A 22,174-nucleotide genomic window follows, 5' to 3' on the forward strand; every position below is an offset into this window, starting at 1 on the left:
AGCACAAAAAAGGCCCCATTTTCAGGGGCCTTGATAAGGGAGACTGAATTAGCTATTCAGCGCCGGACGTTCGCTAATGGCGATCCGCTGCGGAGCAACTTCTTCTGGGATGTCGCGCACCAGGTCAATGTGCAGCAAGCCGTGGGTGAACGTTGCCCCTGAGACCTTCATATGCTCGGCCAGGGTGAAGCTCAGACTGAACGGCTGAGTCACCAGCCCCTGATGCAGCCAGTTGATCTCTTTTTCCGGTTTAACCGGCGTGCCCTTCACGCTCAGGCGGGTACCTTCCAGCTCGATATCAAGATCTTCCTGGCGGAAACCGGCCAAAGCCAGCGTAATGCGGTAATGATTATCGTCGCTTTTTTCGATGTTGTACGGCGGGAAGCTCTGGCTTTCACCACTGGACTGCAGCGCGTTGGCCAGTTTATCGAAGCCGATCCATTGACGCAGAAGTGGGGATAAGTCGTAGTTACGCATAGTGTTTTCTCCTTCTTTGAAGCAAGAAATAACCTGCCCGCATGCGAACGGGCATTGGCTCCCTGACGGCAAGCCAGCTTGATGACGGGCCGCGCGCGGCGCGACCCCATGAATTAGTTGATTTCGATGCGGCGAGGCTTCATCGATTCTGGAATTTCACGTTCCAGGCTGATGTACAGCAGGCCGTTGACAAGGTTTGCGCCACGAACGTGGATGTTTTCCGCCAGCTGGAATTTGCGCTCGAAGTTGCGTTCGGCAATGCCCTGGTAGAGGTAAGTACGCTCTTGCTGCTCGCCCGCGTGTGCCCCTTTGACGATAAGCAAATTATCCTGGGCAGTGATCTCAAGTTCGCTTTCCGCGAAACCGGCGACGGCGATAGCAATCCGATAGTGGTTTTCGTCCACTAATTCAACGTTGTACGGAGGGTAGCCGCCGTTACTTTGGCTCTGGTTGCTTTCCAGCAGATTAAACAGACGGTCGAAACCAATGGCGGAACGGTACAACGGAGAAAGATCGAAGTTACGCATAATAAAAAGCTCCTGAAATCAGCGAGTAAATGGTAAAAGCCTTCCAGTCGGACAGGCCATGAACCTGAGCACCCAATCGGCGTACTCGTTTTGGTTACCCTACTAAAATGTGGCTCGCTTAAAATTTTTCAAGGCGCTTTACTGCAAATTTTTTGCGTCCTGAGGTTTCCTTACATAGACTGGCAAACAGCATAAAAGGTTAAAAATATGCGATAGCCGCCGCAGAGCGGAACGATGGGCATTTTTAAATCACAGGCGGATGTTATAACTCCGCTGGGGCTGGTACTCCGCCAACCATTGAAGATGACAGCAAAATGATAATGAGAAACTGGTTTCCAACTCTGGTGATTAGCAGCGGGCTGTTATTACTGACCGGCTGCTCCAGTATGATGTCACACAGCGGCGGCAAAGAAGGTTTGTATCCGGGCACGCGAGCCAGCGCAGCAACGCTTGGCGACGATGAAACAAGCTGGGCTATAAAACCACTGGTTGCGCTGGATCTGCCGTTTACCGCCGTGCTCGATACGGTGCTGCTGCCGTGGGATATGTTCCGTAAAGACAACTCGGTGAGATCGCGTGTGGAAGCCAGCGAGCAACAGAATCTGGCCACTAACTCCGTTATCCCACCGGCAGAACTGCCTCACTGAATCATTTACAGACCGGTTTCCGCACACCATAGCTGGCGGAAACCATCGATGTCCTGCATCCAGGCAACCTGCTTGCCGTTTGGGGAAAAGACGATAGCGTCCCCGGAAGGCGCTTCCCCTTCCGCTGCACCTAATGCCGTAATCGCTCCGCTTTGCGCGTCACACAGCACCACACGGCCCTGCTGCACAAACCCAAGGGCTTTGCCGGAAGGATGCCAGTTAAAGGCCGACTGAATGCCGTGCTCACCGTGGGTAATCTGCCGTGGCTCACCGCCGTTCGGGGAAATCATCCAAAGCTGCACCACGCCGCTGTCGTCGCGCATCAGGAAGGCAAGCTGGCTACCGTCCGGGCTGCTGCGGATCCAGTGCCGGGGCTGATTCACCAGGCCCGGATAGCTGCGCTCATGGGTAAAAGTCAGCCGGCGCTGCACCACACCTTTTGGCGGCGCTGGCAGCGTCGTGGCGGTGCCACACAGCGGTTCACTTCCAGCTTGCTGGTACGCCTGCGGCTCATCGGGCAGATCGACGATAAACAGCTCAGGCACCTTCTCGCCGTTTGCCGACCAGGTATCGCCAATAAATGCCAGCGCCCAGCGCTGAACGCTACCGTCTGGCTTTCGGTAGCCATGCTCCCCGACCCAGCCTTCTTCGTAGGCACGGTTAATCTCATCGCTGCCGGGCTGTGGCTCTGCCGTTGTGCGGCTCACCAGCACGCAATAATGGCTCCCGCCGTATTCTCGTGGATGCTGTTTTGGCGGCGTTACGGGGCCAAAAGGCAGCGCGATGCCGACGTTACGTAGATCTAAGCGCGTATCAAACTCATGCATAACGTGGTCGTTGTAGGTGAAGCTCAGGCGGCTGCCGTCCGGACTCCAGACGTGAACATGGCTGCCGCCGCGCAGCGCGCCAGGGGTATAAGGCGAGGTGATGTCCATCGCATCAAGGTTTCTGGCCTCACCCTGCGCCACAACCACGCCACGGCGGTGGTGGAAGTCATAGTGCCAGTCAGTGTCCGGGTTTTCCGGGCCGTGGATGAAAACGTAACGCTCAGGCTGCCGTGGGCTCACGGTCACCACGCCAACGTGGGCACCTTCTGGGGCGCGATAAACTACCTCGACATCACCGTTCTGGGTATTAACTCGCTCGATGGTTGTGCCGGTAAAAGAAGCACCCGATGGCCGCACGTCGAAGGCCAGCCACTGGCTGTCCGGCGTCCAGGTATTAACGTTGGTAAGCTGATGATGACGCGGTGCGAAGGTGAGTTGTTTAATCACGGTTTTGCCCTGAAGCGCTGAGTACGCCTCAGGGTAAAAGAATTAGCCAGGCCTTTCCACTTTGCCAGGCAGCCTGCCCCGAAGCCACGCGCAAAACTGGCGGGTTAGCGGGTCATTTTCGCTTTCACGATGGATAAGCCACGCCCAGTCAGCGCCACGTACGGTTTGCTCCACCAGCGGGCTAAGTTGCTCATTTTCCCTTTTTCTTTCTGCCAGCAGTTGGCTGACAAGCGCAATACCCAGTCCCTCTGCAGCGGCGTCAAGCAACAATCCAGCATCGGAGAAATTCATCCCCTGGCTTTGCTGGCCGACGTCCACCCCGCCAGCCACGCTCCAGTGCTCCCAGCTCATCTCACGTTCGCCGTGCAGCGTTATTCGCTGTTCCACCGGCATAGCCTGCACGGCGGGATGACAGGCCGGATAAAGTCTATCCTTGTACAACACCTCAAAAAGGCATTCCGCCTGCTGGCTGAGGTCGTCCCGGATAGCCACGTCGATGGTTTCGCTGGCCATGTCCGGCGGGTCAAAACTGGTGAACAGCCAAAGATCGGTCTGCGGATACCGGCGATTAAAGTCCGCCAGATTGGGCAACAGCCAGTGCCTGGCGAAAGCGGGGGTGGTGTTCACGATAAGCTGGTTCGGCTTGCGGTACTGATCGAGCCGACGGATACCCACAGCCAGCTGTTGCAGCATAACCTGCGCGGTGCTGTAGAGATCCTGGCCGGCGTCCGTAAGGCTGACGCTACGCCCGCTGCGAAAGAACAGCGGTTGCTCCAGGTAAGCCTCCAGACTGCGGATTTGCTGGCTGATGGCCGATTGAGTCAGGTGCAATTCCGCGGCAGCTTGATGAAAGCTCCCCAAGCGCGCGGCGGCTTCAAACCCACGCAGGGCATTTAACGGTGGCCAGTGTTTTAACATATCGATAAGCCGAGCTAATCAGGTGTCCGCTAAATATATCGTTGGAAGCTGAATTCAGCCAGTGGTGGAATATCAACCTGTAACACTGAGCAGAATTTCTTACGTTAAACAGCTATACGGGAGTCCGGTATGTCAACGCGTCGTGAATTTATCAAATGTGCCTCGGTGCTGGCCGGGATGGGCATGGCGGGCTCTTTCGGGCTGCCTGTTTCCGCCTTCGCGGCCGCCAGCCCTGGCTGGCGCATGCCTGACGAAGGCGAGCTGCAGCAGCGTGCATTTATCGCGTTTGGCGCTCAGCGATCCATCTGGAAAGATTTTACCCCTGACGTGCAGGATGCCCTGGGCCGCATCGCGCACGCCATCGCCGGTTACCAGCCGTTGACGGTATTCTGCCGGGAGCACGAACGCACCCTGGCTGAGGAAAAATGCGGCAGCCACAACGTAACCTACGTGGTGACCGAGCTGGACGACATCTGGATGCGGGACACCGGCGCGTGCTTTGTCACTTCGCCGGATGGCAAACTCGCCGCCGTGGGCTTTAACTTCAACGGCTGGGGCAATAAACAGCGGCACAGCAAAGACACGAAGCTGGCGGCGTTTATGGCCAAAAAATACGATGCGGTGCCGTTCATCCGCAGCGCGCTGACGGGCGAAGGTGGCGGCATTGAAGTGGACGGGCACGGCACCGGCATCATGACCGAAAGTAGCTGGGTAAACGCCAACCGTAACCCGGACTGGAGCCGTGACCGGGTCGAACAGGAGCTGAAAACGCAGCTTGGTCTGAGGAAGATTATCTGGCTGCCGGGCATCAAAGGCAAAGATATCACCGACGCCCACGTCGATTTTTACGCCCGCTTTGTAAAGCCAGGCGTGGTGATCGCCAACCTCGATCCCGACCCGGATTCCTGGGACCACAAGGTGACCCAGGCGCATCTGGAGATCCTCAGGCAGGCAACAGACGCCGATGGCCGCAGGCTACAGGTGCACAGCGTCACGCCGCCACAGGCCCCACGCGCAAGCCGCTTCAGCGAAGAGAACCCGGATTTTGCCGCCGGGTACATTAACTACTTCGTGATAAATGGCGCGATTATCGCCCCGGAATTTGGCGATGAAGAGACCGATGAGGCGGCATTTCGCCTGCTGTCGACGCTTTACCCTGAGCGTGAGGTCGTGCAGTTGAACATCGACGCGATTGCCGCCGGAGGCGGAGGGATTCACTGCGTGACGAATCAGTTACCCGCAGTGAAATAACAAAAGGGAGCGCACCAGGCGCTCCCTCTTATTTAACCCACCCTTTCCACTTTCCCCACCAGCAGTATGTAGGAAAGTGCGCCAAGAAAAGCGACCGCCGCGATATATACCAACGCCGGCGCAAAACCGTAGCTTTGAGCGAGATAGCCAATGACCAGGGGCACGGTGATCCCGCCGAGGCCGCCGATAAAGTTAAACACGCCGCCCGTCAGGCCAATCAGGCGCATTGGTGCCAGGGAGGACACCAGCGACCAGGTGATGGACGCAAAGCCGTTACCGAAGAAGGCAATCGCCATCAGCGTCATAATCCACACCGGATCCTCAGTGTAGTTAGCTCCCATGATGCAGGTTGAGAGCAGCAAACCGCAAATGATGGGTGTTTTACGCGCAATTCCCAGCGAATACCCTTTCCGCACCAGGCGGTCCGCTACCCAACCGGACAGCAGTACGCCAAAGAAGGCCGCCAGAAATGGCACCGTGGTCATAAAACCAGCCTTCAGAGCGGTAATGCCTTTTTCCTGCGTCAGGTAGTTCGGGAACCAGGTCAGGAAAAACCATAGCGTTGAAGCTACCGCGAACTGGCCCAAATAAACACCTACCAGCTTACGGTGGAACACCAGTTTCCAGTCGGCGGCGCTCAGCGGCTTACGCGCTTTCTTTTCTACTGGAGCATCGCCGTCCACAAGGCCACCGCCTTCGCGAATGTAGTCCAGCTCAGCGGCGTTAATGCCTTTGCTCTTACGCGGCGGCTGATAAACCTTAAACCAGATAATCGACCAGATGATGCCGACCCCGCCGGTTACGATAAACACCCAATGCCAGCTTAAAAGCTCCTGAATCCAGATCAGCAGTGGCGTAAGGAATGCCAGGCCAACAAACTGCCCGGAGGTGTAAAAGCCCACCGCAGACGCACGCTCGTGCTCCGGGAACCAGCTTGTCACCATCCGGTTATTGGTCGGGAACGCCGGTGCTTCAAAAATACCGGTAATCGCGCGCAGGCCAATCAGCGACAGCAGACCGGTCGCAAACCCCTGGAACAAAGTGGCAACGGACCACCCCATGATGGCAATAAAATAGGTCAGTCGGGAACCCACGCGGTCGAGAAACCAGCCGCCCGGGATCTGGCACAGGGTATAAAGCCAGGCAAAGGCCGAGAAGATATAGCCCATTTCCGTTTTGGTGATACCAAACTCTTCCTGAATATGGGCTGAGGCAACCGCGAGGTTGGCGCGGTCAACGTAGCAAATCACCACCGTAATAAAGATCATCACCAGCGTTAAATAACGGCGGCGCGTAGGTTTCACTGTCGTTACAGAAATATCCATGATATTTCATCTCCAGAATATGGCATGGCGAATCTCATCACCATGCCCTGTGATACAGAGGGTGTTTATAATGTTTTATTATTTACTGCTGACTTCTGACGTTATTTTTTTACCATTCAGCCACGGAACCGTCGGCGTGACGCCATAAAGGGTTTCGCCAGTCGGTAGCATTTTTACTGCGGGCAATCACCTGCTCTTCGTCAATTTCAACCCCAAGCCCCGGTTTCATCAGCGGCAGGAAATAACCGCCGTCCATTTTAAAGTCTTCTTTGTTTTTCACGAAGTCGAGTAGCTCGGCACCTTTGTTATAGTGGATACCCATGCTTTGCTCCTGGAATACCGCGTTACGGGAAACAAAGTCGATATGCAAGCAGGCGGCCAGCGCAATCGGTCCCAGCGGACAGTGCGGCGCGAGAGAAACATCGTAAGCTTCTGCCATACCGGCAATTTTATAGCATTCGGTGATGCCGCCTGCGTGGGAGAGATCCGGCTGCAGAATGGCAATACCGCCCGCTTCCAGCACGCGCTTAAATTCAAAGCGGGAGAACATGCGTTCGCCTGCCGCGATAGGAATGTGCGTTTGCGCCGCCAGGCGTGGATAATATTCCGCCTGTTCCGCCAGAACCGGTTCTTCAATAAACAGAGGGCGATACGGCTCCAGTTCTTTAATTAATACTTTAGCCATCGGGGCGCTTACCCGCCCATGGAAATCCAGGCCAAATTCAATTTCATTGCCGAAGGTTTCGCGAATTTGAGCCACCGTATTTACGGCGGCGTCAACGGCACGGGAATTATCAATAATGCCCATCTCCTCGCAGCCATTTAATTTAAAGGTATCGAAACCAATTTTGCGTAAGGATTTAATTCCGTCGATCACTTCTGCCGGGCGGTCGCCGCCAACCCAGCTGTAGGCTTTAATTTTATCGCGCACCAGGCCGCCCATAAGCTGCCATACCGGCGCGTTAAGCACCTTACCTTTAATATCCCACAGCGCCTGATCGATCCCGGCAATGGCGCTCATCAGAATCGGGCCACCGCGATAGAACCCGCCGCGATACATCACCTGCCACAGGTCGTTAATGCGGGCCGGATCCTGTCCAATCAGGTATTCGCTTAGTTCATGCACCGCTGCCTCAACGCTGCGGGCGCGCCCCTCGATAACCGGTTCCCCCCAGCCCACTACACCCTCGTCAGTCTCAATTTTCAGGAACATCCAGCGCGGCGGTAAACGGTACGTCGTCAGTTTGGTAATTTTCATTGCACGGCCTCTTGATACGCTTTAACAAATGCTTTTGCCCTTTCGCTGGTGCGGCTCACCGGCTGCCCGGCACGGTATAAATCGCTGCCCAACCCCGCCCCAGCGCAGCCAGCCTGCAGCCAGATATGCAGGTTTTCCGGCGTAACGCCGCCGACGGCAAACACCGGCACGTCCGGCGGAAGCACGGCTTTCAGCGCTTTGATGTAGTCCGGCCCGAAGGCAGAAGAAGGGAAAATTTTCAGCGTCTGCGCGCCCGCCTCCAGCGCGGAAAAAGCCTCGGAGGCCGTTGCACAGCCCGCACAAACCGTCATACCGCTTGCCACGGCGCGGCGGATCACGTCCGGCTGTGTGTTCGGCGTGACCATCAGCTTGCTGCCCATTGCCGCCAGTTCGTCTACCTGATCCACCTTGAGTACAGTGCCCGCCCCGATCAGCGCTTTATCGCCGAATTCTGCGACCATAGAGGCGATGCTTTGCTGCCACAGCGGTGAGTTGAGGGGAATTTCCACCGCATCAAACCCGGCGTCCAACAGCGCGATTACGTGCGCCTGGACCTCCTGCGGGGTGATGCCGCGTAAAATCGCGATCAGCGGAAGCTTAGTTTGCCACTGCATTTGCAATACTCCTTATTCCTGCCTGGAAAGCATTGTCGCCATCCACCACCTGGCTGCTAAAGCCGAGCAGGGATAAAGCTGCCTGATAGCGAGCGCTAAGCGCGGGATTGGCCACAATGGTGACAGGCTGCCCGACCGGACAGGCAAAACGGCGCGTCATCGTCGCCACTTCGCTGCCAATCAACAGCCCGGAAAGGAAATCGCTTACCTGCTCTCGCGGTAGCTGGCCCAGCACATGCGCGGCGCGTACCTCAAAGAGCTGAGGCAGCAGGTCGCCATCATTGATCCCGCGCTCGAGCCCGGCGTTAAACGCCTCAGGGCTGGCCTGTTGTTCTGGCAGGCCAGTACCAATCAGGGAATGCTGAAGCAGCAGATGATGCAGTTCGCCGGTCAATACGGTGCGGAAATCGAGTACCGACTCTTCATCCGTTTGCACCCATTTGCAGTGGGTACCAGGCATAATATAAAGCGGAGCAGGCTGCAGCGCGCGGGCACCCAGCAGCTGGGTCTCTTCGCCACGCATCACGTTTTGGTTGTCTTCGCGCTGCACGCACAGGCCTGGGACTATCCACACCTGCTCAGCCACGGCGGTCATTTGCTCGCTGAAAGTAGCAAAGCGAGCGGGGCAAGGCAGATACGGGGCAATTTTCCAGCCCGCATTACTACCAACCATACCGGCCATCAGCGCCGGCGTGAGCGTATCTCGCCAACCTGCAACAACCTCACTAAACACCGCCTCCGGGGACTTGCCGCCCAGGCGCGTCACGCCTGAAGTACTTTTGCGGCTGTCGATGCATTCCCCGTCCTGGTAGAGCCAGGTGCGAAGGTTGGTCGACCCCCAGTCAATGGCGATGTAGCGAGATGTCATGTAATGTCCTTTAGTCGTTTAGTGGAGCTGGCGATCATGGTGAGTGCCGCCTGCTCCGCTGCTGCGCTGTCTTGATGACGGATCGCGTCATACAGCGCTTTATGTTCCTGAAGGGTTCTCGGCATGTTGGCCTCATCGCCCATCCAGGTTCGCTCAAAAACGGCCCGTTGCAGGGAGCTGATAGCAATACTCAACTGCTGTAAAACCGGGTTATGTACGGACTCCAACACCGCTTCGTGGTAGCGGATATCCGCCTCGTTAAACGCGTCACGGTTCTGGTTATTCGCCACCATGTCGTTCAAAGCACCTTCTATCCGGGCCAGATCATTCGATGTCGCGCGCTCCGCCGCCCAGCGAGCAATAGCGGGTTCAACCAGATTTCGCACTTCACTCATCGCGGCAATGAGGCGCGGGTCGTAGTCGTTCGCCAGCACCCACTGCAACACCTCGGTATCAAGATAGTTCCACTGGTTACGGGGCTGAACGAACGCGCCGCGATAACGCTTCATTTCAATCAGCCGCTTTGCCATCAGCGAGCGAAACACTTCCCGAATGATGTTCCGCGATGTTTCAAACTCTTCGCACAGCTCGGCTTCTGCCGGTAATGCCGCGCCCGGCGCGTATTTGCCACTCACGATTTGCTGGCCCAGCGTGACGATAATGCGGTCGGTTTTATTGAGGGTCATGACGGGTTCCTTGTTCATAAAGTCTTACCCGTTACTTTACCGCTCCCGGCGAATTTCACCGCATTTTTGAAGTACAAATGTGAGGCCAAATGCCGTTCCATTGCGCTCAATGTAGTACAATATACTCATGTTGTACTACAATATGGATCACATAATAGGCAATTGACGATCGAAAGGGTAAAAAAAGCCCCGGCAGAGCCAGGGCAGCAGGCATGAGAAGCAGTCGTTAATTCAGCACAAACTTCTCGATAGCGTAGGCCACGCCGTCTTCCAGGTTGGATTTGGTAACGAAGTTGCTGACGGCTTTCACTTTGTCGGTCGCGTTGTCCATCGCCACACCCATGCCCGCATATTCCAGCATTGCGATGTCGTTTTCCTGGTCACCGATGGTCATCACTTCTTCCGGCTTAATGCCCAGTTTCTCCGCCAGTGACTTCACGCCGGTGCCTTTGTTGACGCGCTTGTCGAGGATCTCCAGGAAGTAAGGCGAGCTTTTCAGCAGCGTATAGCGCTCAAAGACGTCGGCCGGGATTCGGGTGATGGCTTCATCGAGAATGGCCGGCTCGTCAATCATCATGACTTTTAAGAACTCGCCGTTTTTATCCATGTTTTCCGCTTCGCAGAACACCAGAGGAATACTGGCGATAAAGGACTCATGCACCGTGTAGTAGCTGATATCGCGGTTCGCGGTGTACAGAGTATGGCGATCCAGCGCATGGAAGTGTGAGCCCACTTCGCGGGACAGGTTTTCCAGGAAACGATAGTCGTCATAGTTCAGCGCCGTCTGGGCGACGGTGCTGCCGTCGCTCGCCTTCTGCACCAGCGCGCCGTTGTAGGTAATGCAGTAGTCGCCAGGCTTATCCATCTGCAGTTCACGCAGGTAGCTTTCAACGCCAGCAAACGGACGACCGGTACAGATCACGACGTTCACGCCGCGCTCTCGCGCCGCCGCAACGGCCTGTTTTACCGCCGGAGAGATAGTGTGGTCTGGCAGCAGCAGCGTGCCATCCATATCAATTGCAATCAGTTTTATGGCCATGGGATCTTCAGAGGTAATGGATTTACCTCATGCTAACGCGATTCCGCTCAAAAAACAGCAGTAAACACCGGGGAAAAGGAGGATGAAAGGCGGCGGACAAACTCCTCTTTTCAAAGCCCCGGACAGACAGCCGGGGCCAACAAAAAAGTTAACTGAACAACTTACCTTTCAAAAGGTTAACGCCAGCGCTTAGCAGATCGTTATGGGCTTCCGGCGTCACTTCGCCGTTGGGCGACAGCGCGTCTATCACCTTCGGCAGGTATTCCGCCAGCAAAGCGGAGGCAGACCCCGTATCAACACCCAGCTTCTCACCCAGTGCGGCAACGGAAGGCGAACCCAAAGCCTGAGTTATCTGCTCGCCGCTAAGCGACTGGTTTGTCGTATTGCTGCTAAGCCAGGAGGAAACAATATCGCTTAATCCCCCCTGCCGCAGTTTGTCCAGCAGCGCCTGAATGCCCCCCTGCTGTTCCACCCAGCTTAAAATGGCCTGATATTTACCGGCGTCGCCGTTCAGCAGCGAGCCCGCAACCTGATCAAAAAGTCCCATGGGGTTTCCCTCTGTGATGTAGAAAATCGACACCGGAAAGTATAGCGCCCATAAAAAAAGCCGTGCTAAAAGCACGGCTCTTTAGTCTGGCTGGGCTGGCCTTAGATATCGATGTTCGCCGCTTTCAGGGCGTTCTCTTCGATAAATGCACGGCGTGGTTCAACCGCATCGCCCATCAGGGTAGTGAACAGCTGGTCCGCGGCAATCGCGTCTTTAACGGTCACGCGCAGCATGCGGCGGCTGTCAGGATCCATAGTGGTTTCCCACAGCTGATCCGGGTTCATTTCACCCAGGCCTTTATAGCGCTGGATAGCGAGGCCACGACGTGACTCTTTCTGCAGCCACTCCAGCGCCTGCTCGAAGCTGGCTACCGGCTGACGACGTTCGCCACGTTCGATAAAGGCATCTTCTTCAATCAGACCACGCAGCTTCTCACCGAGTGCGCAAAGACGGCCATATTCGCCCCCTTCCACAAACTCTTTTTCCAGCACGTAGTCGGTGTCCACGCCGTGAGTACGCACGCGTACAATCGGCTCAAACACGTTCAGCTCGCTGTTATGGTGAATATCGTATTTCCAGGTGCTGCCGTGTTGCTCTTTTTCGTTCAGCGTCGCGGTCAGCGCAGAAATCCACTGCGTCACTTTCGCTTCATCGGCCAGGTCGGCCACCTGCAGCGTCGGGTGATAAACCAGGTTATTCAGCAGGTTGCGTGGATAACGACGCTCCATGCGGCCAATCATTTTCTGCGCGGTGTTGTATTCCGCCACCAGCTTCTCGAGTGGTTCGCCAGCCAGCGCAGGTGCACTGGCGTTGGTGTGCAGGGTTGCACCGTCAAGGGCGATAGCGATCTGGTACTGGTCCATCGCCTCATCATCTTTGATGTACTGTTCCTGCTTGCCTTTCTTCACTTTGTACAGCGGCGGCTGAGCGATGTAGACGTGGCCACGCTCAACGATTTCCGGCATCTGACGGTAGAAGAAGGTCAGCAGCAGCGTACGAATGTGAGAGCCGTCGACGTCGGCATCGGTCATGATGATGATGCTGTGGTAGCGCAGCTTGTCCGGGTTGTACTCGTCACGGCCAATGCCGCAGCCCAATGCGGTGATAAGCGTCGCCACTTCCTGAGAAGAGAGCATCTTGTCGAAGCGCGCCTTCTCAACGTTAAGGATTTTACCTTTTAGCGGCAGGATCGCCTGGTTCTTACGGTTACGCCCCTGTTTTGCAGAGCCGCCCGCAGAGTCCCCTTCCACAAGGTACAGTTCAGACAGCGCCGGATCGCGTTCCTGGCAGTCCGCCAGCTTGCCCGGCAGGCCAGCCAGATCCAGCGCACCTTTACGGCGGGTCATTTCACGTGCGCGACGTGCAGCTTCACGGGCACGTGCAGCATCAATAATTTTGCCGACAACGATTTTCGCGTCAGACGGGTTTTCCAGCAGGTATTCGGCCAGCAGTTCGTTCATCTGCTGCTCAACCGCGGATTTCACTTCCGAAGAAACCAGCTTGTCTTTGGTCTGGGAAGAGAATTTAGGATCCGGCACTTTCACGGAAACTACTGCAATCAGGCCTTCACGCGCATCGTCACCGGTGGCGCTGACTTTGGCTTTTTTGCTGTAGCCTTCTTTGTCCATGTAGGCGTTCAGGGTACGAGTCATCGCCGCGCGGAAGCCCGCAAGGTGAGTACCGCCGTCGCGCTGAGGGATGTTGTTGGTGAAGCAGTAGATGTTTTCCTGGAAACCGTCGTTCCACTGCAGCGCCACTTCCACGCCGATCCCGTCTTTTTCAGTGCTGAAATAGAACACGTTCGGGTGAATCGGGGTTTTGTTCTTGTTGAGGTACTCAACGAAAGCCTTGATACCGCCTTCGTAGTGGAAGTGATCCTGTTTGCCGTCGCGCTTGTCGACCAGGCGGATAGACACGCCAGAGTTCAGGAACGACAGCTCACGCAGACGCTTAGCCAGGATTTCGTATTCGAATTCGGTTACGTTGGTGAAGGTTTCATGGCTCGGCCAGAAACGCACCTGAGTCCCGGTCACATCGGCGTCACCGGTCACTGCCAGCGGAGCCTGAGGCTCACCGTGGATGTAGGTTTGCTGATGCACTTTACCTTCGCGGCGAATGACCAGCTCAAGCTTCTGGGACAGGGCGTTAACCACCGAGACGCCTACGCCGTGCAGGCCGCCGGACACCTTATAGGAGTTGTCATCGAACTTCCCGCCGGCGTGCAGTACGGTCATGATAACCTGCGCCGCAGAGACGCCCTCTTCCGGGTGAATACCGGTAGGAATACCACGGCCATCATCGGTTACCGAGACGGAGTTATCCGCGTGGATAGTGACCACGATGTCTTTACAGTGGCCCGCGAGCGCTTCGTCGATAGCGTTATCCACGACCTCAAATACCATGTGGTGCAGACCGGTGCCGTCATCCGTATCGCCGATATACATGCCCGGGCGCTTACGTACCGCATCCAGCCCCTTAAGGACTTTGATACTGGAGGAGTCATAAGAATTCGACATCAACGTTTCTCGCTCATTTAATCTTGGGTTAATCCGCTATTTTACCCTGATCCACGGCGAACATCTTTGAATTTTTGTCCGCCATATCCATCACATGTTCGGCGCTGATCGCGCTAACAAAAACTTGTGACTCCGTGGCCTTTAACCGGCTGGCCAACAGGCCGCGCCTGGCGTCATCCAGTTCAGAGGCAAAATCATCTATCAGATACAGGCAACGCCGCCCGTTCTGCCGGGTGAGAAACTCACCCTGCGCCAGTCGTAAGGCGCACATCAGTAATTTAAGCTGCCCGCGCGAGAGCGTGTCTTCCACCGGAGCCCCGTCGGCACGAATACGAAAATCTGCTTTATGCGGGCCGTGCGCGGTATAGGTCAGCATCCGGTCGCGTTCGAAATTACGCTCCAGCACTTCGCTATAGTCGCTCTCTTTCTCCCAGCCGCGCTGGAAGGAGAAGCTCAGGGCAAATTCCGGTAAAAACTGTGCGCAGGTATCGGCCATATCTTCCGCAATGGCGGCGCTGTAGTCGGCGCGCCAGCGGCTGATTTGCTCGGCCAGCGGAATCAGCTCCTGATCCCACGGGCGCAGCTGCGCGTAGCGTGTCACCTGGCGCAACGCGGCGTTACGTTGCTTCAGCAGGCGTTTGAGATTACTCCAGGCCACAAAAAAGCCGGGTTCATTGTGAAAGCAGCCCCAATCAAGGAAAGCTCTACGGTATTTGGGGCCGCCGCCCAGCAAAGTAAACCCCTCCGGGGTAATCAGCTGCATCGGCATCATCATCGCCAGTTCGGCGATTTTGTGGCCGTCGCTGCCGTCAATGCGCACTTTGCTATCGCCGGTGCGGTCTTTGGTCAGGCCGATTGAGGTTTCCCTTTCACCGTCCTGAAGCCGCCCGTGCAAAACAAAAGCGTCCTGTTCATGGCGGATCACGCGTTCAATTTTCAGGCTGCGAAAAGCGCGACCGTGCCCGAGGGTATAAATCGCCTCAAGCACGCTGGTTTTGCCGCTGCCGTTAGCACCGACCAGAAAATTAAAGCCAGGAGAAAGAGCGAGATCCGCGTTTTCGATGTTGCGAAAGTCTTTAATCAGCAAACGCGTAAGTGACATCTACAGTCTCATTGGCATAACAACATAGGCCGCCGCCTGGCTGGCCGCGTCTTCAATCTGCACGCTGGAAACGGAGTCGGTCAGCAAAATGCGGACGTTCTCGCACTTCAGGGCGTTCAGCACGTCCAGCACATAGCTGACGTTGAAGCCGATTTCCATCTCGGTACCGTCGTAGGAAACGTCCAGAATCTCTTCTGCTTCTTCCTGCTCGGGGTTGTTTGCCGTTATTTTCAGCTGGTTTTCGCTGACGAACAGGCGCACACCGCGGAATTTCTCGTTCGACAGAATCGCCGCACGGGCAAACGCCTGCTTCAGCAGATCGCAGCCTGCATCGAGGTGTTTATCCGGGTTCTTCGGCAGCACGCGACGGTAATCCGGGAAGCGGCCATCTACCAGCTTGGAGGTAAAGATGAAGTCGCCGACGTGTGCGCGAATGTTATTGCTGCCGATTTGTACGTGCAGCGGGGTTTCACCGCCGTCAAGCATACGCATAAGCTCAATCACGCCTTTACGCGGCACGATAACCGAATGGTTTGGCAAAGGCTGGCCCACCGGCATGGAACAGACCGCCAGGCGGTGGCCGTCCGTTGCAACGGTACGCAGGTCTTCGCCTTCGGTTTCGAACAGCATGCCGTTCAGGTAATAGCGAACGTCCTGATGCGCCATAGAGAACTGCGTGGCTTCGATCAGGCGCTTCATGGTCGCCTGCGGCAGGGTAAATTCTACCTCGCTCTGCCAGTCGTCCAGGTTCGGGAAGTCCGCCGCCGGCAGCGTGGAAAGCGAGAAGCGGCTACGCCCGGAGCGCACCAGCATACGGTCGCCCTCCAGCTGTACCGCAATTTCAGCCCCTTCCGGGAGGCCACGGCAGATATCGAAGAATTTACGTGCAGGTACGGTTGTTGCCCCAGGTTCATGAGGCTGTACCAGCGCCACGCGCGCCACCATCTCCATTTCCAGATCGGTACCGGTTAAAGAGAGTGCACCTTCAGCCACCTGCAACAACAGGTTGCCCAGGATAGGCAGAGTCGGGCGGCCTCCGAGAGGGCCACTTACCTGCTGCAGCGGTTTTAATAAATGTTCACGTTCAACGGTAAATTTCATAGCGTCACGAAGATAATGTTCTGATTAAATTGGAGAAATCTTCTTTGATATCGTGGCTTTCTTCACGCAACTGCTCAATCTTGCGGCAGGCATGTAAAACCGTGGTGTGGTCGCGTCCACCAAAAGCATCGCCAATTTCCGGCAGGCTATGGTTGGTCAGCTCTTTTGCCAGCGCCATCGCCATCTGGCGCGGACGGGCAACGGAACGGGAGCGACGCTTGGACAGCAAGTCAGCGACCTTAATTTTATAATACTCGGCCACCGTTTTCTGAATATTATCGATGGTGACCAGCTTCTCCTGAAGCGCAAGCAGATCGCGCAGCGCTTCACGCACGAAGTCGATGGTAATCGCCCGGCCGGTAAAGTTGGCGTTGGCGATTACGCGGTTCAGCGCCCCTTCCAGCTCGCGGACGTTGGAGCGCAGTCGCTTGGCAATAAAGAAGGCCACTTCGCCCGGCAGACGGATATCGTTCTCGTCGGCCTTTTTCATCAGGATCGCCACGCGGGTTTCAAGCTCCGGCGGCTCGATCGCTACCGTCAGCCCCCAGCCGAAACGGGATTTCAAACGATCCTCCACGCCGTTGATCTCTTTTGGATAGCGATCCGACGTCAGAATGATCTGTTGATTCCCTTCCAGCAGGGCATTAAAGGTGTGGAAAAACTCTTCCTGTGAACGCTCTTTATTGGCAAAAAACTGGATGTCATCGATAAGTAGCGCATCCACCGAACGGTAGTAGCGTTTGAACTCTTCGATGGCGTTGTTCTGCAGCGCTTTAACCATGTCCTGAACAAAACGCTCAGAGTGCATGTACACCACTTTAGCATTCGGCTTGCGGGCCATGATCCCGTTACCCACCGCATGTAAAAGGTGCGTTTTACCTAAACCGGTGCCGCCATAAAGGAAGAGCGGGTTATACGCGCCGCCTGGGTTATCGGCCACCTGGCGTGCCGCCGCGCGGGCCAGCTGGTTCGATTTACCTTCAACGAAGTTATCAAAGGTGTGTTTCAGGTTAACGTTAGAACGGTAGGACGGCTCAGCAGGCGCAGGCATGTTATCCCAGCTTGGGCGCATCGGTGCCGCAGCGCGCGCAACCTGGGCAGGGGCTGCAGCAGTAGCCAGCTCTGCAACGGGCTGGGTCACGGGCTTGCTGCCCACTTCAAAACGCAGCAAAGGGGCGTCGGTGCCGCAGAAGTCGTTGAGCAGGCCATTGATATTATTAAGGTACTTATCCCGCACCCAGTCGAGCACAAAACGATTAGGCGCGTACAAAGCCAGCGTGTTATCGCTCAGTTCCGCCTGTAGGGGGCGTATCCACATACTGAATTCTGTGGCTGGTAACTCATCCTGCAATCGGGCAAGACACTGCTGCCAAAGCGAAAGTGACACGGCGGACTCCACTCGAACAAAGTCGATAAAAAGACGAAGACTGAAAGTTATACATTCATGATTGTTGACACGCGCTCTCAGGCTGTGGGAGGCGCGCGAACCGCTATTTGCGGTTTCCCCGGTGAAGGCTGGATCACGATCGGGACCGCGGATCATAGCCTAAAGCGCGGCAGAGATCTTCTGTTTCTCACAGATTCTTCACGAATTATCCACAGGGAAGTTTTGAGCGGGTTAAGTGTAATCGATCCTGCCGCACGTGCAGCGTATAACCGTCTCATATTGGAAAATTTAATGACTAGCGCACAAATATCGCTAAAGAGATCTGATGAAGATCCTCGCGGATCCTTGCGCTTTCACGGTAAGCCCGTATAATTCTCCACCCGTCGCGTAATGCCGCTGTACTTCAGCGGAGATCCGGGCCTCTTTTCGGGGTCAAAAAGGGCGCAGCAGTAAGGGAATTGAATTGACTCCGGAGTGTACAATTATTACAATCCGGCCTCTTTAATCAGCCACACTGAAGCGTAAGTCGTTCGCAGACCCTGTAGGGCGTTACGCAAATCCAGTGAAATTTAATAGTTTAGGTAGAAATCGCCATGAAACGCACTTTTCAACCGTCTGTACTGAAGCGCAACCGTTCTCACGGCTTCCGTGCTCGTATGGCTACTAAAAATGGTCGTCAGGTTCTGGCACGTCGTCGTGCTAAAGGCCGCGCTCGTCTGACCGTTTCTAAGTAATAAAAGCTAACCCCTGAGTGGTTAAGCTAGCTTTTCCCAGGGAGTTACGTTTGTTAACTCCCAATCATTTCACATTCGTCTTCCAGCAGCCACAACGGGCTGGCACGCCGCAAATCACCATTCTCGGCCGCCTTAATTCGCTGGGGCATCCCCGCATCGGTCTCACAGTCGCTAAGAAAAACGTAAAACGCGCCCACGAACGCAATCGGATTAAACGTCTGACGCGTGAAAGCTTCCGTCTGCGTCAGCACGAACTGCCACCAATGGATTTCGTGGTAGTAGCGAAAAAAGGGGTTGCCGATCTGGATAACCAGGCTTTATCGGAAGCATTGGAAAAGTTATGGCGCCGCCATTGTCGCCAGGCTCGCGGGTCCTGATAGCCCTTATCAGGGTCTATCAACGCCTGATTAGTCCGCTTCTCGGGCCGCATTGCCGTTTCACCCCAACCTGTTCTCACTACGGAATTGAGGCCTTGCGCAGGTTTGGAGTGTTAAAAGGCAGTTGGTTAACGATGAAACGCGTACTAAAATGCCACCCTTTGAACCCTGGTGGAGACGATCCCGTTCCGCCCGGACCTTTTGATACCAGAGAACACTAACGATGGATTCGCAACGCAATCTTTTTCTCATCGCTTTGTTGTTCGTGTCTTTCATGATCTGGAAAGCCTGGGAGCAGGACCACGCTCCTCAACCTCAGGTGCAGCAGACCACGCAGACCACGAACAGCCAGGGTAACGCCGCTAACCAGGGTGTGCCGGCCAGTGGCCAGGGAAAACTCATTACGGTTAAAACTGACGTTCTTGAACTGACCATCAACACCCGCGGTGGTGATGTAGAACAAGCGCTGTTGCCAACCTACCCGAAAGAGTTGAAATCCGCAGAGCCGTTCCAACTGCTGGAAACCACGCCTGAATTTATCTACCAGGCGCAGAGCGGCCTGACCGGTCGTGATGGCCCAGATAACCCGGCAAACGGCGATCGTCCACTGTATAACGTCACTGCCGCTACCTTCGCGCTGGCGGATGGCCAGAACGAACTGGTTGTCCCGATGACGTTTACCGACGCCGCTGGCAACACCTTCACCAAGACCTTCACCCTGAAACGCGGTGAGTTCTCTGTCGGTGTGGACTACAACGTGAAGAACGTGGGCGAGAAACCGCTGGAGCTGGCGACCTTTGGTCAGCTGAAGCAGTCCATCAATCTGCCTTCTCATCGCGACACCGGCAGCAGCAACTTTGCGCTGCACACCTTCCGTGGTGCGGCTTACTCCACCCCGGACGCGAAATACGAAAAAGTTAAGTTCGACAACATCGCTGACGGTGAAAACCTGAACGTCAACGCCAACAGCGGTTGGGTGGCGATGCTGCAGCAGTACTTTGCTACCGCATGGGTGCCGCATACTCAGGGCGCGAACAACTTCTACACCACCAAGCTGAACAACGACGTTGCGGCGATTGGCTATAAGTCTGCCTCGCAGATCGTCCAGCCAGGCCAGACCGCTCAGATGGGCAGCACTCTGTGGGTAGGTCCAGAGATTCAGGACAAAATGGCAGCCGTTGCGCCACACCTTGACCTGACCGTAGATTACGGCTGGCTGTGGTTCATCTCTCAGCCGCTGTTTAAGCTGCTGAAATTTATCCACAGCTTCATCGGTAACTGGGGCTTCTCCATTATCGTTATCACCTTTATCGTTCGTGGCATCATGTACCCGCTGACCAAAGCGCAGTACACCTCGATGGCCAAAATGCGTATGCTGCAGCCAAAACTGGCGGCCATGCGTGAGCGTATCGGTGACGACAAGCAGCGTATGAGCCAGGAAATGATGGCGCTGTACAAAGCTGAGAAGGTTAACCCGCTGGGCGGCTGCTTCCCGCTGATCATCCAGATGCCAATCTTCCTGGCACTGTACTACATGCTGATGGGCTCCGTTGAACTGCGCCACGCGCCGTTTGCACTGTGGATCCACGACCTGTCTGCACAGGACCCGTACTACATCCTGCCGATTCTGATGGGCGCCACGATGTTCTTCATCCAGAAGATGTCGCCGACCACCGTAACCGACCCGATGCAGCAGAAGATCATGACCTTTATGCCGGTCATCTTCACCGTGTTCTTCCTGTGGTTCCCGTCAGGTCTGGTGCTGTACTATATCGTCAGCAACCTGGTGACCATCCTTCAGCAGCAGCTGATTTATCGCGGTCTGGAAAAGCGCGGCCTGCATAGCCGCGACAAGAAAAAGACCTGATAATATTTAGCTTACAGCTTACGAAAGGCGGTCAATAGACCGCCTTTTTCTTTTTGATTCAAGGTCTGAGATAAACGATGAGCAATCATGACACTATCATTGCCCAGGCTACTCCGCCGGGGCGTGGCGGCGTAGGCATCCTGCGTATTTCCGGCCGTCAGGCGCGCGAGGTCGCAGAAGCGGTGCTCGGCAAGCTGCCGAAGCCGCGCTACGCGGATTACCTTCCCTTCCGCGATGCCGACGGTAGCGCGCTGGATCAGGGCATCGCGCTGTGGTTTCCTGGCCCGAATTCCTTCACCGGTGAAGATGTTCTCGAACTGCAGGGGCACGGCGGTCCGGTTATTCTCGACCTGCTGCTAAAACGCATTCTGGCTCTGCCGGGTTTGCGCATCGCCAACCCCGGTGAGTTTTCCGAACGCGCATTCCTGAACGATAAACTCGACCTGGCGCAGGCAGAGGCGATTGCAGACTTGATCGATGCCAGCTCCGAGCAGGCCGCTCGCTCAGCGCTTAATTCGCTACAGGGGGCTTTCTCCTCACGTATTAACCATCTGGTGGAAGCGCTGACTCACCTGCGTATCTACGTGGAAGCGGCTATCGACTTCCCGGACGAAGAGATCGACTTCCTCTCCGACGGCAAAATCGAAGCCCAGCTGCATCAGGTTATGGGCGATCTTGACGCGGTGCGCGCGGAAGCCCGCCAGGGTAGCCTGCTGCGTGAAGGCATGAAAGTCGTTATTGCCGGGCGTCCAAACGCCGGTAAATCCAGCCTGCTGAATGCGCTGGCCGGGCGCGAGGCGGCTATCGTCACCGATATCGCCGGCACCACACGTGACGTCCTGCGCGAACATATTCATATCGACGGCATGCCGCTGCATATCATCGATACCGCGGGCCTGCGCGAAGCCAGCGACGAAGTTGAACGCATCGGGATTGAGCGCGCCTGGAACGAAATTGAACAGGCGGATCGCGTGTTGTTCATGGTGGACGGCACCACCACCGACGCCGTTGACCCGACGGCGATTTGGCCAGATTTCATCGCTCGTCTGCCGGAGCGTTTGCCGATCACCGTGGTGCGCAATAAAGCTGACGTCACGGGCGAAACGCTTGGCCTGAGCGAAGTAAATGGTCACTCACTTGTCAGGCTCTCCGCCCGTACCGGGGAAGGTGTCGACGTGCTGCGCGCGCATCTGAAAGAGAGCATGGGCTTTGAAACCAATATGGAAGGCGGCTTCCTTGCCCGCCGCCGTCACCTGCAGGCACTGGAGCAAGCCGCAGAACACCTGCAACAGGGCAAAGCCCAGCTGCTGGGTGCCTGGGCCGGAGAATTACTGGCAGAAGAGCTGCGTCTGGCGCAGCAGAACTTAAGTGAAATTACCGGCGAATTTAGCTCTGACGATCTGTTAGGGCGCATCTTCTCGAGCTTCTGTATCGGGAAATAACCCCTTACCGCCGCCCCGCGTCACACTTCAGGATGCGGGGCATTTTCCTCATATTTAAAATACTTCATTATTTCAAGACGATGTCTTCAAAACGACATTTTTAAGTGCTCCACTTACGCAAACCACTAAGAATTTCCCCAGGATTGAATATATAATATATTGCTCAAAAAATAGTTCATGCTATTGAAGAGCATCAATGACAGCGCATTGAGCCAGA

Annotated in this window: 21 protein-coding genes and 1 pseudogene; 7 read left to right on the plus strand and 15 right to left on the minus strand. The window is 55.7% G+C overall.

From position 1 onward, the window contains the following. Positions 1–48: 48 nt before the first annotated feature. Both ibpB and ibpA read right to left on the minus strand, forming a co-directional pair. A complete protein-coding gene (gene ibpB / locus LH86_RS04500; protein ID WP_039298731.1) occupies positions 49–477 on the minus strand; it encodes a small heat shock chaperone IbpB in 429 nt (142 codons plus the stop codon). A 113-nt stretch (positions 478–590) separates the two neighbouring features. After that, positions 591–1,004: a small heat shock chaperone IbpA gene (gene ibpA / locus LH86_RS04505; RefSeq protein WP_008460663.1), complete on the minus strand. Its 414-nt coding sequence runs from the start codon at positions 1,002–1,004 to the stop codon at positions 591–593. A gap of 314 nt (positions 1,005–1,318) precedes the next feature. Here ibpA and LH86_RS04510 point away from each other — a divergent pair, with 314 nt between their 5' ends. Continuing rightward, complete coding sequence (locus LH86_RS04510; RefSeq protein ID WP_081942994.1) at positions 1,319–1,651, plus strand: YceK/YidQ family lipoprotein; 333 nt, start codon at positions 1,319–1,321, stop codon at positions 1,649–1,651. A 5-nt stretch (positions 1,652–1,656) separates the two neighbouring features. On the opposite strand, the gene LH86_RS04515 is transcribed toward LH86_RS04510, so the two are convergent. Together LH86_RS04515 and LH86_RS04520 are read right to left on the minus strand one after the other, a co-directional pair. Continuing rightward, positions 1,657–2,922 (minus strand): DUF3748 domain-containing protein, encoded by a 1,266-nt coding sequence (locus LH86_RS04515; protein WP_039305921.1) that lies wholly within the window; start codon positions 2,920–2,922, stop codon positions 1,657–1,659. A gap of 45 nt (positions 2,923–2,967) precedes the next feature. After that, positions 2,968–3,843 carry a LysR substrate-binding domain-containing protein gene (locus tag LH86_RS04520; protein WP_039298736.1) on the minus strand — a complete coding sequence of 292 codons (876 nt, stop codon included), beginning with the start codon at positions 3,841–3,843 and terminating at the stop codon, positions 2,968–2,970. A gap of 129 nt (positions 3,844–3,972) precedes the next feature. On the opposite strand from LH86_RS04520, the gene LH86_RS04525 reads away from it, so the two are divergent. After that, positions 3,973–5,094, plus strand: coding sequence for an agmatine deiminase family protein (locus LH86_RS04525; protein WP_039298738.1), 1,122 nt, complete (start codon positions 3,973–3,975; stop codon positions 5,092–5,094). Between the two features lie 32 nt (positions 5,095–5,126). On the opposite strand, the pseudogene LH86_RS04530 reads toward LH86_RS04525, so the two are convergent. The 11 genes and pseudogenes from LH86_RS04530 to dnaA all read right to left on the minus strand — a co-directional run bounded on the left by LH86_RS04530 (position 5,127) and on the right by dnaA (position 17,537). Continuing rightward, positions 5,127–6,463: pseudogene (locus tag LH86_RS04530) on the minus strand (MFS transporter). Between the two features lie 65 nt (positions 6,464–6,528). Further along, positions 6,529–7,677 (minus strand): galactonate dehydratase, encoded by a 1,149-nt coding sequence (gene dgoD, locus LH86_RS04535; protein ID WP_039298742.1) that lies wholly within the window; start codon positions 7,675–7,677, stop codon positions 6,529–6,531. Continuing rightward, a complete protein-coding gene (locus tag LH86_RS04540; RefSeq protein ID WP_039298745.1) occupies positions 7,674–8,291 on the minus strand; it encodes a 2-dehydro-3-deoxy-6-phosphogalactonate aldolase in 618 nt (205 codons plus the stop codon). The genes dgoD and LH86_RS04540 overlap by 4 nt, the downstream gene beginning before the upstream one ends. Then, positions 8,275–9,159, minus strand: coding sequence for a 2-dehydro-3-deoxygalactonokinase (locus tag LH86_RS04545; protein WP_039298747.1), 885 nt, complete (start codon positions 9,157–9,159; stop codon positions 8,275–8,277). The genes LH86_RS04540 and LH86_RS04545 overlap by 17 nt, the downstream gene beginning before the upstream one ends. Then, positions 9,156–9,845, minus strand: a complete 690-nt coding sequence (gene dgoR, locus LH86_RS04550; RefSeq protein WP_039298749.1) for a D-galactonate utilization transcriptional regulator DgoR — start codon at positions 9,843–9,845, stop codon at positions 9,156–9,158. The genes LH86_RS04545 and dgoR overlap by 4 nt, the downstream gene beginning before the upstream one ends. A gap of 226 nt (positions 9,846–10,071) precedes the next feature. Next, a complete protein-coding gene (yidA, locus tag LH86_RS04555) occupies positions 10,072–10,884 on the minus strand; it encodes a sugar-phosphatase (RefSeq protein WP_039298751.1) in 813 nt (270 codons plus the stop codon). 148 nt (positions 10,885–11,032) lie between these two features. Continuing rightward, on the minus strand, positions 11,033–11,431 hold the full coding sequence (locus tag LH86_RS04560) for a YidB family protein (RefSeq protein WP_039298753.1): 399 nt from the start codon (positions 11,429–11,431) through the stop codon (positions 11,033–11,035). Positions 11,432–11,532: 101 nt separating this feature from the next. Next, positions 11,533–13,947 (minus strand): DNA topoisomerase (ATP-hydrolyzing) subunit B, encoded by a 2,415-nt coding sequence (gyrB, locus tag LH86_RS04565; RefSeq protein ID WP_039298756.1) that lies wholly within the window; start codon positions 13,945–13,947, stop codon positions 11,533–11,535. 28 nt (positions 13,948–13,975) lie between these two features. Continuing rightward, positions 13,976–15,049 carry a DNA replication/repair protein RecF gene (gene recF / locus LH86_RS04570; protein WP_039298758.1) on the minus strand — a complete coding sequence of 358 codons (1,074 nt, stop codon included), beginning with the start codon at positions 15,047–15,049 and terminating at the stop codon, positions 13,976–13,978. Continuing rightward, positions 15,050–16,150: a DNA polymerase III subunit beta gene (gene dnaN / locus LH86_RS04575; RefSeq protein WP_008460651.1), complete on the minus strand. Its 1,101-nt coding sequence runs from the start codon at positions 16,148–16,150 to the stop codon at positions 15,050–15,052. Between the two features lie 4 nt (positions 16,151–16,154). After that, positions 16,155–17,537 carry a chromosomal replication initiator protein DnaA gene (dnaA, locus tag LH86_RS04580; RefSeq protein ID WP_039305924.1) on the minus strand — a complete coding sequence of 461 codons (1,383 nt, stop codon included), beginning with the start codon at positions 17,535–17,537 and terminating at the stop codon, positions 16,155–16,157. 593 nt (positions 17,538–18,130) lie between these two features. Here dnaA and rpmH point away from each other — a divergent pair. From rpmH to mnmE, 5 genes are all read left to right on the plus strand, one after another. Then, positions 18,131–18,271: a 50S ribosomal protein L34 gene (gene rpmH, locus LH86_RS21895; protein ID WP_000831330.1), complete on the plus strand. Its 141-nt coding sequence runs from the start codon at positions 18,131–18,133 to the stop codon at positions 18,269–18,271. A gap of 17 nt (positions 18,272–18,288) precedes the next feature. Beyond that, on the plus strand, positions 18,289–18,648 hold the full coding sequence (gene rnpA, locus LH86_RS21900; RefSeq protein WP_071842695.1) for a ribonuclease P protein component: 360 nt from the start codon (positions 18,289–18,291) through the stop codon (positions 18,646–18,648). Next, positions 18,612–18,869, plus strand: coding sequence for a membrane protein insertion efficiency factor YidD (gene yidD / locus LH86_RS21905; protein ID WP_071530513.1), 258 nt, complete (start codon positions 18,612–18,614; stop codon positions 18,867–18,869). The genes rnpA and yidD overlap by 37 nt, the downstream gene beginning before the upstream one ends. Positions 18,870–18,871: 2 nt before the next feature. Then, the gene (gene yidC, locus LH86_RS04590; RefSeq protein ID WP_039298762.1) at positions 18,872–20,515 is read left to right on the plus strand and encodes a membrane protein insertase YidC; all 1,644 of its coding nucleotides are present in this window, start codon (positions 18,872–18,874) and stop codon (positions 20,513–20,515) included. Positions 20,516–20,592: 77 nt separating this feature from the next. Next, entirely contained in the window at positions 20,593–21,957 is a 1,365-nt protein-coding gene (gene mnmE / locus LH86_RS04595; protein WP_039298765.1) for a tRNA uridine-5-carboxymethylaminomethyl(34) synthesis GTPase MnmE, read from the plus strand. The last annotated feature ends 217 nt before the right edge of the window (positions 21,958–22,174 follow it).

This window comes from Cedecea neteri (genome assembly GCF_000758325.1).
Classification (GTDB): domain Bacteria; phylum Pseudomonadota; class Gammaproteobacteria; order Enterobacterales; family Enterobacteriaceae; genus Cedecea; species Cedecea neteri_B.